At 70.4% G+C, this 14059-nt stretch carries 16 protein-coding genes and 1 pseudogene; 8 read left to right on the plus strand and 9 right to left on the minus strand.

Going from position 1 to position 14059, the window contains the following annotated elements:
• From DSD19_RS17395 to ureG, 8 genes and pseudogenes are all read left to right on the plus strand, one after another.
• A complete protein-coding gene (locus DSD19_RS17395; protein ID WP_075785544.1) occupies positions 1 to 306 on the plus strand; it encodes an urease subunit beta in 306 nt (101 codons plus the stop codon).
• Positions 307 to 348: 42 nt separating this feature from the next.
• A complete protein-coding gene (locus DSD19_RS17400; protein WP_113670515.1) occupies positions 349 to 993 on the plus strand; it encodes a hypothetical protein in 645 nt (214 codons plus the stop codon).
• Complete coding sequence (locus DSD19_RS17405) at positions 990 to 1352, plus strand: lysozyme inhibitor LprI family protein (protein WP_207802486.1); 363 nt, start codon at positions 990 to 992, stop codon at positions 1350 to 1352. Before DSD19_RS17400 ends, DSD19_RS17405 begins: the two co-directional genes overlap by 4 nt.
• Before the next feature lie 128 nt (positions 1353 to 1480).
• Complete coding sequence (gene ureC / locus DSD19_RS17410) at positions 1481 to 3223, plus strand: urease subunit alpha (protein ID WP_113670516.1); 1743 nt, start codon at positions 1481 to 1483, stop codon at positions 3221 to 3223.
• 149 nt (positions 3224 to 3372) lie between these two features.
• Positions 3373 to 3597: a hypothetical protein gene (locus DSD19_RS17415; protein WP_220086802.1), complete on the plus strand. Its 225-nt coding sequence runs from the start codon at positions 3373 to 3375 to the stop codon at positions 3595 to 3597.
• 25 nt (positions 3598 to 3622) lie between these two features.
• A pseudogene (locus tag DSD19_RS22450) lies at positions 3623 to 4120 on the plus strand (urease accessory protein UreE); the annotation flags it as partial.
• Positions 4121 to 4418: 298 nt separating this feature from the next.
• Positions 4419 to 5063: an urease accessory protein UreF gene (locus tag DSD19_RS17425; protein ID WP_113670518.1), complete on the plus strand. Its 645-nt coding sequence runs from the start codon at positions 4419 to 4421 to the stop codon at positions 5061 to 5063.
• Positions 5060 to 5683, plus strand: coding sequence for an urease accessory protein UreG (ureG, locus tag DSD19_RS17430; protein WP_075785550.1), 624 nt, complete (start codon positions 5060 to 5062; stop codon positions 5681 to 5683). The genes DSD19_RS17425 and ureG overlap by 4 nt, the downstream gene beginning before the upstream one ends.
• On the opposite strand, the gene DSD19_RS17435 is transcribed toward ureG, so the two are convergent.
• The 9 genes from DSD19_RS17435 to DSD19_RS17470 form a co-directional block, all read right to left on the minus strand.
• Positions 5680 to 7161 carry an NnrS family protein gene (locus DSD19_RS17435; protein ID WP_113670519.1) on the minus strand — a complete coding sequence of 494 codons (1482 nt, stop codon included), beginning with the start codon at positions 7159 to 7161 and terminating at the stop codon, positions 5680 to 5682. The genes ureG and DSD19_RS17435 overlap by 4 nt on opposite strands.
• 105 nt (positions 7162 to 7266) lie before the next feature.
• The gene (gene modD, locus DSD19_RS17440; RefSeq protein ID WP_113670520.1) at positions 7267 to 8103 is read right to left on the minus strand and encodes a ModD protein; all 837 of its coding nucleotides are present in this window, start codon (positions 8101 to 8103) and stop codon (positions 7267 to 7269) included.
• A gap of 133 nt (positions 8104 to 8236) precedes the next feature.
• Positions 8237 to 9361 carry a molybdenum ABC transporter ATP-binding protein gene (modC, locus tag DSD19_RS17445; protein ID WP_113670521.1) on the minus strand — a complete coding sequence of 375 codons (1125 nt, stop codon included), beginning with the start codon at positions 9359 to 9361 and terminating at the stop codon, positions 8237 to 8239.
• Positions 9358 to 10041, minus strand: a complete 684-nt coding sequence (gene modB, locus DSD19_RS17450) for a molybdate ABC transporter permease subunit (protein WP_113670522.1) — start codon at positions 10039 to 10041, stop codon at positions 9358 to 9360. Before modB ends, modC begins: the two co-directional genes overlap by 4 nt.
• Before the next feature lie 3 nt (positions 10042 to 10044).
• The gene (modA, locus tag DSD19_RS17455) at positions 10045 to 10824 is read right to left on the minus strand and encodes a molybdate ABC transporter substrate-binding protein (protein ID WP_075785555.1); all 780 of its coding nucleotides are present in this window, start codon (positions 10822 to 10824) and stop codon (positions 10045 to 10047) included.
• A 43-nt stretch (positions 10825 to 10867) separates the two neighbouring features.
• Positions 10868 to 11668: a TOBE domain-containing protein gene (locus tag DSD19_RS17460; RefSeq protein WP_113670524.1), complete on the minus strand. Its 801-nt coding sequence runs from the start codon at positions 11666 to 11668 to the stop codon at positions 10868 to 10870.
• 314 nt (positions 11669 to 11982) lie between these two features.
• On the minus strand, positions 11983 to 12282 hold the full coding sequence (locus DSD19_RS21320; protein ID WP_117434412.1) for a hypothetical protein: 300 nt from the start codon (positions 12280 to 12282) through the stop codon (positions 11983 to 11985).
• The gene (locus tag DSD19_RS17465) at positions 12167 to 13411 is read right to left on the minus strand and encodes a calcium-binding protein (protein ID WP_113670525.1); all 1245 of its coding nucleotides are present in this window, start codon (positions 13409 to 13411) and stop codon (positions 12167 to 12169) included. The genes DSD19_RS21320 and DSD19_RS17465 overlap by 116 nt, the downstream gene beginning before the upstream one ends.
• A 200-nt stretch (positions 13412 to 13611) precedes the next feature.
• Positions 13612 to 13893: a hypothetical protein gene (locus tag DSD19_RS17470; RefSeq protein ID WP_113670526.1), complete on the minus strand. Its 282-nt coding sequence runs from the start codon at positions 13891 to 13893 to the stop codon at positions 13612 to 13614.
• Positions 13894 to 14059 lie beyond the last annotated feature (166 nt).

A 14059-nucleotide genomic window follows, 5' to 3' on the forward strand; every position in this document is an offset into this window, starting at 1 on the left:
ATGATCCCCGGAGAGATTTTTCCCGCCGAAGGCGAGCTGACCTTGAATGACGGCCGCGAGTCGCTCACCCTGATGGTGGCGAATACCGGCGACCGGCCGGTCCAGGTCGGCAGCCACTATCATTTCGCCGAGACCAACCCCGCGCTCGATTTCGACCGGGACGCCGCGCGGGGCCTGCGGCTCGATATCGCCGCGGGCACCGCGGTTCGGTTCGAGCCCGGCCAGCGCCGGGAGGTGCGGCTGATCCCGATCTCGGGACAGCGGCGCATCTTTGGCTTCAATCAGAAGGTGATGGGCGCCCTTTGAGACGCGCCCGCATCGAACGCCCCATCAGAAGGAAGTGTTGCGATGACTTTCACATCCCCGGCCTTTTCCGCCGCCAATCCGTTCCTGGCGGCGACTGTGATGTTCGATCAGCAGATGCGCCTTTATCAGGCCGCCACCGACATGATGCTGCGCGCCAACCCCTGGCTGGCGATGATGATGCGGACCAGCGGGTTCGACCCACTGACCGCGGATTCTGGGCTCAGCGCGGCCGACAGCGTCGATGAGATGCCGCTCGATGCCGGGGTGGCGTCCGAGACCGCTCCGGCGGCCATGTCGGGTCCGGCAGCCACGGCCAAGCTCGCACCCGCAAGGCCTGCGCCCGAACCTGCGCCCGAACCTGCGCCGCAGCCCGCCGAGGCCGCCACCGTGACGGCCTTCGCGCCCGCCGCACCCGAGGCCGCGCCCAAGCGTTCGCCGGCGCCCTCCGAGGCGAAACCGGAGGCCGCGCCCGCCCCGGCCGCCGCCGCATCCGGGCCGAAATCCGCGGCGAAATCCGCGCCGAAATCCGGGGGGGCTCCCGCCGACAAGCCCGCCTCAAGACCCGCATCGGCCGCGCCCCGCACGGCCCGGTCCGCGCGTCCGGCGACGCCCGGGCGGGCCCGCCGCAAACCATCGGCGCCGCCCGCCCCGCCCTCGGGCGGCGATGCGCCCGAGGGCGGATCGTGACGGCGCGTGGCGCGGTGGCGGTCCTGCTGATCGCCGCGGCTCTGCCCGGGCTGGCAGGCGCCGCCTGTCCGGGCAATACCCAGATCGAGATGAACGACTGTGCCGCCTCGGCCTATCGCAATGCGGACGCCCAGCTGAACGCGGTCTGGCCTGCGGCCCGGGCGGCGGCGGCCAGCTGGGGCGGCGACGGGATGCTGCTTGATGCGCAACGCAAGTGGATCGCCTTTCGCGATGCCGCCTGCGCTGTCGAAGCCGCCCAGTATCAGGGAGGCAGCATCCAGCCGCTGGTTCATGCCGAGTGTCTTCGTCGCCTGACCGAACGGCGCACGGCCGACCTGCGCGGGGTGTTGCCGCAATGACCGCCCCCGCTCTCCGGCGCATGGCGCGGTGCTGCGGCCGCGCCGGGGACTGCGGGCGTCTGCGTTCTTTCCCAGTTCCCGGCGGCGCACCCGGCGCCGCCCCCCTGTCCATCCGCAAGAGGTTCTAGATGCCTGCCACGATTTCCCGCGCGGACTATGCCGCGATGTTCGGCCCGACCACCGGCGACAAGCTGCGTCTGGCCGATACCGACCTGATCATCGAGGTCGAACGCGATCTGATCGCCGAGCGGGCAGGCGCGGCCGGTAACGGGCCGGTCTATGGCGAAGAGGTCAAGTTCGGCGGCGGCAAGGTCATTCGCGACGGCATGGGCCAGTCGCAGGCGACCCGCGCCGAGGGCGCGGTCGATACCGTCATCACCAATGCGCTGATCCTCGACTGGACCGGCATCTACAAGGCCGATGTGGGCCTCCGGGACGGCCGCATCTTCAAGATCGGCAAGGCCGGGAACCCCGACACCCAGCCCGGCGTCGACATCATCGTCGGCCCCGGCACCGAGGTCATCGCGGGCGAGGGCAAGATCCTGACCGCGGGCGGGTTCGACAGCCACATCCATTACATCTGCCCGCAGCAGATCGAGGATGCGCTCCATTCCGGGCTGACGACCATGCTGGGCGGCGGCACCGGCCCCGCCCATGGCACGCTGGCCACCACCTGCACGCCCGGGGCCTGGCATCTGGGCCGGATGCTGCAATCGGCCGATGCCTTCCCGATGAACCTGGCCTTCGCGGGCAAGGGCAATGCCTCGCTGCCCGGCGCGCTGGAGGAACAGGTGAAAGCGGGCGCCTGCGCGCTGAAGCTGCACGAGGACTGGGGCACCACGCCCGCCGCCATCGACTGTTGCCTGTCGGTCGCCGATGCGATGGACGTGCAGGTGATGATCCATACCGACACGCTGAACGAATCGGGCTTCGTCGAACACACCGTCGCCGCCATGAAGGGCCGCACGATCCACGCCTTCCATACCGAGGGCGCGGGCGGCGGCCATGCGCCCGACATCATCAAGGTCTGCGGCGAGGACTTCGTGCTGCCGTCCTCGACCAACCCGACCCGGCCTTTCACGGTCAACACGCTCGAGGAACATCTCGACATGCTGATGGTCTGCCACCATCTCGACAAGTCGATCCCCGAGGATGTGGCCTTCGCCGAAAGCCGGATCCGGCGCGAGACCATCGCCGCCGAGGACATCCTGCACGACATGGGCGCCTTCTCGATCATCGCATCCGACAGCCAGGCCATGGGCCGGGTCGGCGAGGTGATCATCCGCACCTGGCAGACCGCCCACAAGATGAAGGTCCAGCGCGGCCGCCTGGCCGAGGAACAGGGCGCGAACGACAACCTGCGGGTCCGCCGCTATGTCGCGAAATACACCATCAACCCGGCCATCGCCCACGGGATCAGCCACGAGATCGGGTCGATCGAAGAGGGCAAGCGCGCCGATCTGGTGTTGTGGAGCCCCGCCTTCTTCGGGGTGAAGCCGGAAATGGTGCTGATGGGCGGCACCATCGTCTGTGCGCAGATGGGCGACCCGAATGCCTCGATCCCGACGCCGCAGCCGGTCTATACGCGGCCGATGTGGGGCGCCTATGGCCGCTCGGTCGAACAGTCGGCCGTCACCTTCGTCTCGGAGGCGGCCCTTGCCGACGGCATCCGCAGCAAGCTGGGCCTGGCCAAGCAGACCGTCGCGGTCCGCCATACCCGCGGCATCGGCAAGCGCGACCTGAAACTGAACGACGCGATGCCCAAGGTCGAGGTGAACCCCGAGACCTACGAGGTCCGGGCCGATGGCGAGCTGCTGACCTGCGCGCCCGCCGAGGTGCTGCCGATGGCGCAACGCTATTTCATGTTCTGAGGCGAGAATGATCAAAGTGCCGGTTTGCGCTGCAATGCAGCAAAATAAGGGCGCCCGGGCATTGAATGCTCTGGGGCGGGCCGTATGTAAGCCCTATTTTAAGGGGAAAGGGGGGAAACCATGCCTGTGGACACAGACGGAGGTTTCCGATGGCGACTCCATTCATGACGGTCAAGTCCGTGCCCGGCGGCATGGCGGAACGGCTGGACCTGTTCTTCGCGGGCCTCGGTCTGGGGGTGAACCCCTATGGGCTCCGGCGCGCGCGGATGCGGGAGATCCAGAACCTGAACGCCTGTTCCGACGCGCAGCTGGCCAAACTTGGCATCACGCGGGACGAGATCCCGCGCTATGTCTTTCGCGACCTCTTCAACTAGGGGATTGCGCACCGGAGGCGGCGGCATGAGCGGGCTTCCGGTGGCGCTTGAGATCCGGCCCGGCGCAGGCGCGGGTGCGGACAGCGTGACGCTTGACTATGATGCGCGGTTCCTGCGCCGCAAGCGGCTGGTCAGCGATGGCGGGCTCGCCTTCCTGCTGGATCTGGCCCATACGACCTCGCTGGCCGAGGGCGATCTGATCGTGCTGGAAGACGGGCGCGGCATTGTCGTGAAGGCCGCGGCCGAACCCTTGCTGGAGGTCACGGGCACCGATCTGGCCCGGCTCGCCTGGCATATCGGCAACCGTCACACGCCCTGCCAGGTCGAAGAGGCGCGGCTTTTGATCCAGCGCGATCACGTGCTGCTGGACATGCTGGGCCGGATCGGCGCGACCGTGCGCGAGGTGGTCGAGCCCTTCACGCCCGAAGGCGGCGCCTATGGCCACGGCCGCACCCATGGCCATTCCCATGGCGACGCCCATGGGCATTCGCACGACCAAGGCCACGGGCACGATCATGACCACGGGCATGACCACGGGCATGACCACCACCACGCGCATGACCACGATCATGGGCATGACCACGACCACCGCGACGGGCACGATCACCCCCATCACCACGACCATGGCCACGCCCACGACCATACCCACGGGGCGGCGGACCATCTGCACGCGCATGACCCCGACCACGACCATGGGGCCGAAGGTTGCTGCGGCGGGTCGGGGCAGGGCGGCTGCGGCTGCGGCGGTCACGATCATGGCCCCCATGGGTCCGCGTCCGGACGCAGGACGGGCGGCTGCGGAGGCGGGGGCTGCTGCGGGCATGGCCACTGACGGCCAGATCCTGCGACTGGCGCAATGGCTTTCGCCCGCCTATCCGGTGGGGGCCTTCGCCTATAGCCACGGGCTGGAATCGGCGGTCGCGACCGGCGCGGTCGCGGACGGCGCCGCGCTGACGGACTGGCTGGCCGATATCCTGCGCTTCGGCGCCGGGCGGTCCGACACCATCTTCCTCAGGGCCGCCTATGAGGCGCCGCCCGAGGACCTGCCCCGGATCGACGCGCTGGCCCGCGCCTTCCAGCCCTCGGCCGAGCGGCGAACCGAGACCACGGCCCAGGGCGCGGCCTTCGCCCGGGTCACCGCCGCGGTCTGGCCGGACGATCTGCCCGATTTCACCTATCCGGTGGCGCTTGGCCGCGCCGCGCGGTTGCACGATTTGCCGCTCGGGCTGACCGCGCGGATGTATCTGCAGGCCTTCCTCTCGAACCTCGTCTCGGCGGGCATCCGTCTGATCCCCATCGGCCAGACCGAGGGGCAGAGGGTCCTGACCGCGCTGCAGCCGCTCTGCGAAGAGGTGGCCGGACTGGCGCTGAGCGAAACGCTCGACGATCTTGCCGGGACGAGTTTCCTGGCCGATATCGCGTCGATGACGCATGAAACCCAGTATTCGAGGCTTTTCCGCACATGACTTCCCCGCATGGCCCCCTTCGCATCGGCATCGGCGGCCCCGTCGGCGCCGGCAAGACCACGCTGACCGCAGCGCTGGCCCGCGCCTTTTCGAAGACCCACTCGATCGCGGTTGTCACCAACGACATCTACACCCAGGAAGATGCCGAGGCGCTGATGCGGATGCAGGTGCTGCCCTCGGACCGGATCAAGGGGGTCGAAACCGGCGGCTGTCCGCATACCGCGATCCGCGAGGATGCCTCGATCAACCTCGCGGCCATTGCCGAACTGACCGCCCGCTTTCCCGATCTGGAAATCGTGTTGATCGAGTCGGGCGGCGACAATCTTTCGGCGACCTTCAGCCCCGAGCTGGCCGATGTGACGGTCTATGTGATCGACGTGGCCGCAGGCGAGGAGATCCCCCGCAAGGGCGGGCCCGCGATTACCAAGTCCGATCTGCTGGTCATCAACAAGACCGACCTCGCGCCTTATGTCGGCGCCGATCTGGGGGTGATGGATCGCGACGCCAAGCGCATGCGCGGACCGCAGCCGACCGTTTTTGCCGCGCTGAAACAGGGCGAGGGCGTCGGGGCCATCGTCCGGCTGCTGTGCGAAATCGGCGGTCTGACCGAACCGGCCTAGGCCTCGTCCGGCATCCGGAACGGCCCGGCGCGTCGGCTTGGGCCGATGCCGCAGGCGCTGCCCGCGTTTCCGTGGTCATGGCCGCCGCAGCCGCACCCGCCCTGCCGACCGGCTTGCCCGCCATGACCGCCGCACCCGCCCTGCGCCTGCCCGCCGTGACCATGACCGCCGCAGCCGCAACCGTGACCATGCCCGTGCCCGTGCCCGTGCCCGTGCCCGTGGCCGCCCGCATTGAAGACCGGGTGGGTGACCGGGCCGCGCAGGCTGGGGATATAGCCGGTCAGGAACAGCGCCCAGCCGCCGCAGAAAGCGAGGGCCGTGGCATCGAGAAGGGGCTCGTACAGCGAAGGAACCGCAGGGGCCGCGAGCCGCAGCCAGACCGCGCCCCAGATCAGCGCAAACCCGGCCTTGTGGACCGGACCGATCCGCAAGAGCCCGCCCGCGCGCCGGGCCGCCGCCCGCGCCGCGATCGAGAAGGCGAGCCCCGACATCGCGCCCATCATCAGCGCGTGCACCGCGTCGGCCTCGCGCCAGGGCAGGGGCACCAGCGCCGCCAGCCCGGTCAGCGCCAGCCCCAAGGGCGCCCAGGCGAAGGCCAGCACCAGCATCAGCGCGGGCGCGTAGCCGAAGGCCGAGACGCTCCGCCAGTGCCGCATCCGCCAAAGCTGCGCCGCCCCGGCCGCGATCAACAGCGCCGAAGCGGCGGTCACGGCGCCGCCCAGCGTCAGTGCCATCGCGGCCAGCATCAGGACAAGCCCCGCGCGGCTGGCCATCGGATCGACCTCGGGCAGGCGGCCGCCCGTGCGCCCGACCCAGCCCGCGATGAAGGCGGGGGCCATGGTGCCTGCGATGATCGAGACCTTGATCGCGAAGAACAGCACCAGCACCCGGGTCATGGCGGCGTCGCCCGGAAAGCTCAGATACCCCAGCGCGGTTGCAAGGAAGGCCGCATCGGCCAGCCCCAGAAAGGCGATGGCGGCCGGGATGGCCCAGCGGTCCCAGCGCCTTTGCGAGACCACGGCGCGGGTATAGGCGGCCGTGAACAGCGCATAGAAGGCCAGGCCCGGCGCCAGCACCACCGCCAGCGGCAGCACCTGCCCCAGGGCGGCCGCCAGCCGCGCCAGCGCCCAGAGCCCGGCCAGCCCCATCAGCCCCCGCCCGGTCACCCGCCGCGCCCCGGTCCAGTTGGGCATCGCGGTGAGGAAATAGGCCGCCATCGCCGCGCCGCCGACGCCGACGGTCATCTCATGCGCGTGCCAGAGCGTCGTCGTCCCGAGCGCCGGGACCGGCAGCCCGATCCGGTCGCCAAACCGCCACCAGACCACCGCCAGCACCGCCCAGAGCGCCGAAAGCGCAAAGAACGGCCGGTGCGGCGACAGCCAGACATCGCGGACAAGCCGCCCGGTGGCGATCTCGGTCAGGGACGCGCCCCGGCCGCCGCGCCTGCGGGGCCGGATCTCGGGGACGGCATCGGTCATGGCAGAGTCCTCGGCTGGAATAAAGGTGAGTCTTGCGCTCAGGTTTACGCCCGACACGGCGCATGGGGCAAGAGGCCCGGATCAGGCCAGGTCTCAGGCCAAGGCTCAGGCCGGGGCGATGGCGACCGAAACATCGGCAGGCTTGGCGTAATAGGGCGAGGATGTGACCAGAACCTGCATGCCGGTCGCGGCATAGGCGGCGGCATTGGCGGCAGTGATGCCCCCGGCCGCGGCCAGACAACCGGTCCAGCCCGCCAGCGCGCGGGCGGCGGCGGCGGCCTCGTCGGGGGTGAATTTCTCTAGCTGAAGCACATCGGCCCCGGCCTCGGCGGCGGCCTCGGCCTCGGTCAGGGTCTTGACCTCGACCACCACGCGGCGCTCGGGGCAGGCGGCGCGCAGCCGGGCGATCTGGGACGCCAGCGCGTCCGGGCCGCCGAAGGCGCGGTGTTCGGGAAACAGCAGCACCGTGTCCGACAGCCCGGTGCGGTGGATCTCGGCGCCGCCCGCCACGACCGCCTTCAACGACAGCGCGCGGGTGCCGGGCACGGCCTTGCGGGTGCAGGCGATGCCGATGCCGGGGGTCACGGCGCGGGCCGCGCCGACGAGGGCGGCGGTGGCCGATGCCACGCCCGAGGCCCATTCGGTCAGGGTCTGCGCGACCTTCCAGCCCAGAAACAGCGCTTGGGCCGGGCCGGTGGCTTCGGCAAGCAGCGTGCCTGCCGCGACCGCTGTGCCGCTTGGGGCCGCGATCTCGGCCCGGGCGCCCAGAAGGGCGAAGATCCGCGCGGCCTCTTCGCTGCCGCAGACGGTCATGGGCCCGCGTGCGCGCATCGTCAGTTTGGCCCCGGATGCGCCGAAGCCGAGGCTTCGGGTGGTCAGATCGCCATAGGGGGCGTCTTCCTTCAGAAGGCCAAGCAGGGTGGCGTCGTCGAGCGGCAGCATGGCGATGGGGTCCTTTCGTTTGGGGCGCCCGGGCGGAGCGTCGCGGCCGCGAGTGGGGAGGGGCCTGCCCGGCCGCCTTCTGCCGCGTCGGCGGGGGGCTGGGGCGTGCCCCGCTTCCGGCAATGCGCGGTCCTCACCCCCGGCCCTCAGCGAAAGCGGGCGGCGCCAACGCGGCCGATGGGGCGGGTTCGGCCAGCGCCACGGCCTTGAGCCGCGCAACCACCAGCTCGCCCGGCTTCAGCGCCAGCCGGTCCCAGGATTTCAGCGAGACCCGCGCCAGAAGGGCTGCCCCCCGCCCGTCGGGACCAAGACGCAGGCGCACGGTCATCTGGTGGCCGCCCGCGGGCTCGGCGCCCTCGATCCGGGCGGGCAGGGCGTTCAGGATCGTGGTATCGAGCGGCGCATGCCGCCCGAGGCTGACATCGCTGGCGGGAATGCGCAGCCGCCGCCTGAGGCCGGCCGGCCCCAGATCGCCCGGCACGACGACCACGCCGCCCGGCACCCGCACCTCGGAGAGGCCGTATTTCGTATCGCGGCCCACCACCTCGCCGTCGATCACCGCGGCGGGCTGGGGCATGTGGATCAGGGGCAGCGCCGGATCGGCCAGCATCTCGGCCAGGGGCCCGGCGGCGCGGACCCGGCCCGCCTCCATCAGCACCAGCGTGTCGGCCAGCCGCTCGACCTCGGCGATATCGTGGCTGACATAAAGCACCGGGATCGACAGCGCCGCATGCAGCCGTTCGAGATAGGGCAGGATCTCGTCCTTGGAAAACCGGTCGAGCGCCGAGAGCGGCTCGTCCATCAGCAGCAATTCGGGCTGCGAGAGCAGCGCCCGGCCGATGGCGACGCGCTGGCGTTCGCCGCCCGAGAGCATCCGGGTCGGCCGGTCGAAGAGCGGCGCGATGCCCAGCAAATCGGCCACCTCGTCCTCGCCGATCCGGACCGGTCCCTTCACCCGGCGCAGTCCGAAGGTCAGGTTGGCGCGGACCGAGAGATGCGGGAAAAGGCTTGCCTCCTGAAAGACATAGCCGATGGCGCGGCGATGGGTCGGGCGGAACTGTCGGCCGTCCTGCCAGGTTTCGCCATTCACGCTGAGGCGGCTGCCCGGCAGGCGCAGAAGCCCCGCGATGGCGCGCAGCACGGTGGTCTTGCCACAGCCCGAGGGGCCGAACAGCGCGGTGATGCCCTCGCCCGGGGCGGTGAACTCGGCCGCCAGCGCAAAGCCGCCCAGCTGGCCGCGAAACTCGGCCTCGATCATCGTCGGCCTCCGTTCAGGCGCCGCTCGATCAGCATCATCGCCAGGATCACGACGAAGGACATCGCCAGCATGCCGCCCGCCAGCACATGGGCCTTGGGCCATTGCAGCGTCTCGACATAGTCGAAGATCGTCACCGACAGCACCTTGGTCCGGCCCGGGATGCCGCCGCCGATCATCAGCACCACGCCGAATTCGCCGACAGTATGGGCAAAGCCCAGGATCGCGCCGGTCATGATGCCGGGGCTTGCCAGCGGCAGGGCGACGCTGACGAAAGCGTCGAGCGGGGCTGCGCGCAGCGTCGCCGCGGCCTCCATCGGGCGCGGGCCCATCGCCTCGAAGGCGTTGCGGATCGGGTTCACGACGAAGGGCAGGGAATAGATGACCGAGCCCAGAACGAGCCCGGTGAAGGTGAAGGACAGCTGCCGCCCCAGCAGCGCGGTCAGCGGGCTGTGCGGCCCCATCGCGATCAGCAGATAAAAGCCCAGTACGGTCGGCGGCAGCACGATCGGCAGCGCGACCACGGTGGCGACGATCTCTTTCCAGACCCCGCCGCCCCGCGCCAGCCACCAGGCCAGCGGCGTCCCCACCAGCAGCAGCACGACCGTGGTGATGCCCGCGAGCCGAAGCGTCAGCAGGATCGTCTCGATCATCGCCGCGTCGAAGAGGGGGGACGCCGTCATCGCCTAGTCCTCGGTGCCGTAGCCGTATTTCCCGATGATGGCGAGCGCCTCGGGGCTTTTCAGGAACTCGACATAGGCCTTGGCGGCCTCGCTGTCGGCGCCCTTCGTCAGCAAGACTGCATCCTGCCGGATCGGGGTGTAAAGGTCCTGCGGCACCAGCCAGCGCGACCCGGTGTCATCCGCGATCACCTGCGACAGCGCGACGAAGCCCACCGGCGCGTTGCCGGTCGCGACGAACTGATGGGTCTGGCTGATGCTCTTGCCCTGCACGATCCTGGGCTCCAGCGTCCCGTAAAGCCCGAGCGCCTTCATCGTCTCGACCGCCGCCGCGCCATAGGGGGCGGTTTCGGGATTGGCGATGGCGACATGGGTCAGGTCGGGGTCTTTCAGCGCAGCCGGGCTGTCGTCGATGGCCTCGGGATCGGTGCTGAACAGCACGAGCTTGCCGACCGCATAGGTAAAGCGGCTGCCGGGCACGGCCAGTCCTTCGGCCTCGGCCTTTTCGGGGCGGGCCTGGTCGGCGGCGAGGAACACCTCGAAGGGCGCGTCCTGGGTGATCTGGGTGTAAAGCTGGCCGGTCGAGCCGAAGCTGTAGGTCACGTGATGGCCGGTCGCCGCCTCGAAGGCCGCGCCGATTTCGGTCGCGGCATCGGTGAAGTTGGCGGCAACGGCGGCAATGGTGTCGGCGGCGCGGGCCGGGGCGCTCAGCGCAAGGGCTGCCAGAAACGCCGCAGAGCCCGCGCGCAGGGCAGTCAGACGGAAGGTCATGATGGGTCCTTTCATGGAAGAAGACGGGGCCGGGTGTCGGGCAGGGGGACGGGTCGGGTCACGGCATGGCGACGATCACGTGACTGGCCTTGAACAGCGCGGTCGCGGTGCTGCCGACGGCGAAGTCGAGCGCATCGGCGCTGGTGCGGGTGATGATGGCGGTGATGGTCTTGCCCTCGCCCAGATCGAGCGTGACCTCGCTGTTCACGGGGCCGTCCTCGCGCGCCGAGACGGTGCCGGTCAGCCGGTTGCAGGCCGAGATGTTCGCGGGCGCCTCGCCCGCGGCCAGCATCACGAAGGTCGCCTTGATCAGGGCGAAGACCTCGGAGCCTTCGGCCAGCCCCATGTCGGCGGCGCTGCGCTCGGTGATGACGGCGGTCAGGGTGTGGCCGTCGGTCAGCGCCATGTCGACCTCGGTGCTGACGGCGCCGGGCGTGATCCGGGTCACGGTGCAGCGGAACGTGTTGCGGGTACTCGTTTGCATCATCAGGCTCCAAAGTGTGTTCACCGCGCCGCCCGGCGAGGTCTTCAATCCTGTGTCGATGGCGGCCAGCGCCTTGCCGAGCGAGGCCTCCAGCATGGAAAAACAGGCGATCAGGGCATGGCCCGCGCGAGTGACGCGCGCGCCGCCGCCGGTCCGCCCGCCCGGCGCGGCCTCGACCAGGGGCCGGGCGAAGAGGTTGTTCATCGAGCCGACCGCGTCCCAGGCCGCCTTGTAGGACAGCCCTATCTCGCGCGCGGCGCCCGCGATCGAGCCATTGGCGTCGATGGCCCGCAGAAGCCGGATGCGGTCGCCGCCGATCCGGGGGTCGCCCTCGCGCTGCAGCGTCAGGGCCGCTTTCAGGGATGGGTCCGACATCTGCCGGGCTCCTGTCGTCGCTGTGTTTCGCTATGTATAAAGCCGACATAACGGTGACGGTCGGAGCCTCGCAAGGCTGAACATTAACAAGTCAGACTTTATAGCGGATTTGCGGGGGCGGGGGCCGGATTGGCGCGATCTGTCGCAGCGAGGCGGTTGGAATGCCGTCCAATTTCTGGGCGATGGCAGCAGTGGCGCCCAAAAGGGCAGCAAGGCGACGGGCGGCGGAGCGAGTCGCAGGCGCATCGCTTGCCCTCCGCGGGGCGATGCCGCGCCGGCCCCGGGACCGAAGGCCGGGCCGGGCGGGACCGGAATCAGAGAAACAGGAAGTCGTCGATCCCGACGAGATCGCTGTCGATGCCGATCAGCTCGAGCTGGTTGCCGCCCGCGATCCGCACCACCGCATCGCCCGCCACATCCAGTACCGGCACATCGGTGGCGCTCAGGCCCTCGCCCAGCACCACCAGGTCGATCCCCGGCTCGAAACCGTGGATCCGGTCATAGCCGGTGGTTCCGTCCAGCGCGAACCGGTCCGCCCCGGCGCCGCCCCAGTTCTGGTCGTTGCCCTGGCTGTCGTGGAAGGTGTCGTCGCCCGCGGCCCCAAAGCCTGTCATCGCCGAAGGCGTCGTCGATCTGGCCGTTGCCCGCACCCGCGTCGAGCCTGTCATGGCCCGCGCCGCCCCGGAGGATGTCGTGCCCGCCATGCCCCTGCAGGCGGTCGTCGCCGTCAAGCCCGTTCAGGCAGTCGTCTCCGGCCCCGCCGGTCAGAAGGTCCGCCCCCGCCGTGCCGTCGCTGAAGACCGGCAGTGCCGGGCTGCAGCCCAGCGGCCCGCTCACCGCTCCGGCCCAGTCGGCGAGTACGGGGATCGCGGCCGAGGTCCTGGCCATCACCGGCCGGTTCCCCTGGCGGTCCCCGGTGAGCGTCAGCCACAGTGTATCTTCCGAGATCTGCGGCACCAGAGCCTGCCGCAGCCCGGTTTCGTAGAGCCGCGCCTCGGGGCTTTCGTCGACCCCGGGCGTGTCGGGCATGCCGTAGCCTGTGCGCCGGTCGGGGGCCAGCCCGGCGGTCAGGCTTTCGGCCCCGACATGGGCGATGCCGCCCGCGATACCGCCCGGATCCAGCACCGCCTGGACCGGCCCCTCCGTGCCAGGATCGCCCGCCGTGAGGAAGATCACGATCCGGTCCTCGGCCTCGAAGACATGGCTTTGCACCGTCTCGGCCTCGGCCGCCTCCTCGGCGGGGGCCGAGACCCGCCGGGTGCCGGTCAGGCTTTCGCTCATCATCCGCATCCTGGCGGCGGCGACGAAGGTTTCGAGCCGGTCCGTCAGATGCCCGGCATGGCCCATGTCGATCCCGCAGACCGCGCCCCGTTCACGCCCGAGTTCGGCGCGGCTGGCCAGCGTCTCCAGCATCAGCCGGGCCCGGGCCAGCCCGTAGTCGCGCGCGGCAAGCCCCGCGTCGAGCGCCACCGCCTGCCCGTCGGGGCCGGTGACGATGCCGCTTTGCAAGAAGGTTTCGAAGGCCACGTCGCCGCGCGCGTCGAGGCCGATGGAGCCGGGGTCGATTTCCAGCCCGAAAAGCGGCGCCTGGGCCGCGACAAACCGATCGAGCGCCTCGCTTCGGGTCAGGCTGTCGACGGTCCAGGCCGACAGGACCAGCGTCGGCGCGGAGCCGCCTGCCGCCTCGACCGCATCGGCCCAGGCGGCCCGGCCGCCGCGTCGGCGCGCTGATCGGCCCGGCACAGGCGGGGGGCAAAGCGGTGGATCGCCAGCTCGTCGATATGAGCCACCGCAAGCGGGCTCATCCGGCCCCTGATCGCGGCATCCTTGGCGGTCGTCCGGCCCGCCTGAACCGCGACCGACACGTCGACGAGCCCGGGATTGACGGCCGCATCGAAGACCGGGCGCGAGATTTCTTCGGCGGCGGCATTGGCGAGCCGACCTTAAAGCGCGGGGGCGTCGGCAAGGCTGTCCCGGGCGCAATATCCGTTGCCGAGTTCCTGGGTGAATTCCCGCGGCAACGGGCCGAACGCGCCGTCCAGAAGCCGCGCCATGAACCCGGCCGCCGCCGCGCGAAGACCGGCTTCGTCCCCGGTACAGGCCGCAAGCGGCAGGATCATCGAAAAGCTGGCATCGGCGGCGCGGGCATGGGCCAGCACCTCGGTCAGCCCGGCGCGGGTCGCGGCCGGGGGGCCGCCGGGCCAGCGGATCGCCTGCAGTCCCATGGCCTGATAGGCCGCGTCGAACCGCGCGAGATTTTAGCAGGACAGATAAAGCCCGCCGAAGACATCGCGGTCGAGCGCACCGGACAGAAAGCCGGTGCCGGTCTGCAGCGACAGGGGGACGGTGCCGTCGGGCATCGGGCGGACCTCCGGGCAGTCTTTCCCGGTC

The organism is Rhodovulum sp. BSW8 (genome assembly GCF_003314725.1).
Classification (GTDB): domain Bacteria; phylum Pseudomonadota; class Alphaproteobacteria; order Rhodobacterales; family Rhodobacteraceae; genus Rhodovulum; species Rhodovulum visakhapatnamense.

Excerpts from the sequence above, each read along its gene's own strand:
- DSD19_RS17395 (WP_075785544.1), top strand. The coding sequence starts at position 1 with ATGATCCCCGGAGAGATTTTTCCCGCCGAAGGCGAGCTGACCTTGAAT.
- DSD19_RS17400 (WP_113670515.1), top strand. The coding sequence starts at position 349 with ATGACTTTCACATCCCCGGCCTTTTCCGCCGCCAATCCGTTCCTGGCG.
- ureC (WP_113670516.1), top strand. The coding sequence starts at position 1,481 with ATGCCTGCCACGATTTCCCGCGCGGACTATGCCGCGATGTTCGGCCCG.
- DSD19_RS17415 (WP_220086802.1), top strand. The coding sequence starts at position 3,373 with ATGGCGACTCCATTCATGACGGTCAAGTCCGTGCCCGGCGGCATGGCG.
- DSD19_RS17425 (WP_113670518.1), top strand. The coding sequence starts at position 4,419 with ATGGCCACTGACGGCCAGATCCTGCGACTGGCGCAATGGCTTTCGCCC.
- ureG (WP_075785550.1), top strand. The coding sequence starts at position 5,060 with ATGACTTCCCCGCATGGCCCCCTTCGCATCGGCATCGGCGGCCCCGTC.
- DSD19_RS17435 (WP_113670519.1), bottom strand. The coding sequence starts at position 7,161 with ATGACCGATGCCGTCCCCGAGATCCGGCCCCGCAGGCGCGGCGGCCGG.
- modD (WP_113670520.1), bottom strand. The coding sequence starts at position 8,103 with ATGCTGCCGCTCGACGACGCCACCCTGCTTGGCCTTCTGAAGGAAGAC.
- modC (WP_113670521.1), bottom strand. The coding sequence starts at position 9,361 with ATGATCGAGGCCGAGTTTCGCGGCCAGCTGGGCGGCTTTGCGCTGGCG.
- modB (WP_113670522.1), bottom strand. The coding sequence starts at position 10,041 with ATGACGGCGTCCCCCCTCTTCGACGCGGCGATGATCGAGACGATCCTG.
- modA (WP_075785555.1), bottom strand. The coding sequence starts at position 10,824 with ATGAAAGGACCCATCATGACCTTCCGTCTGACTGCCCTGCGCGCGGGC.
- DSD19_RS17460 (WP_113670524.1), bottom strand. The coding sequence starts at position 11,668 with ATGTCGGACCCATCCCTGAAAGCGGCCCTGACGCTGCAGCGCGAGGGC.
- DSD19_RS21320 (WP_117434412.1), bottom strand. The coding sequence starts at position 12,282 with ATGACAGGCTTTGGGGCCGCGGGCGACGACACCTTCCACGACAGCCAG.
- DSD19_RS17470 (WP_113670526.1), bottom strand. The coding sequence starts at position 13,893 with ATGGGACTGCAGGCGATCCGCTGGCCCGGCGGCCCCCCGGCCGCGACC.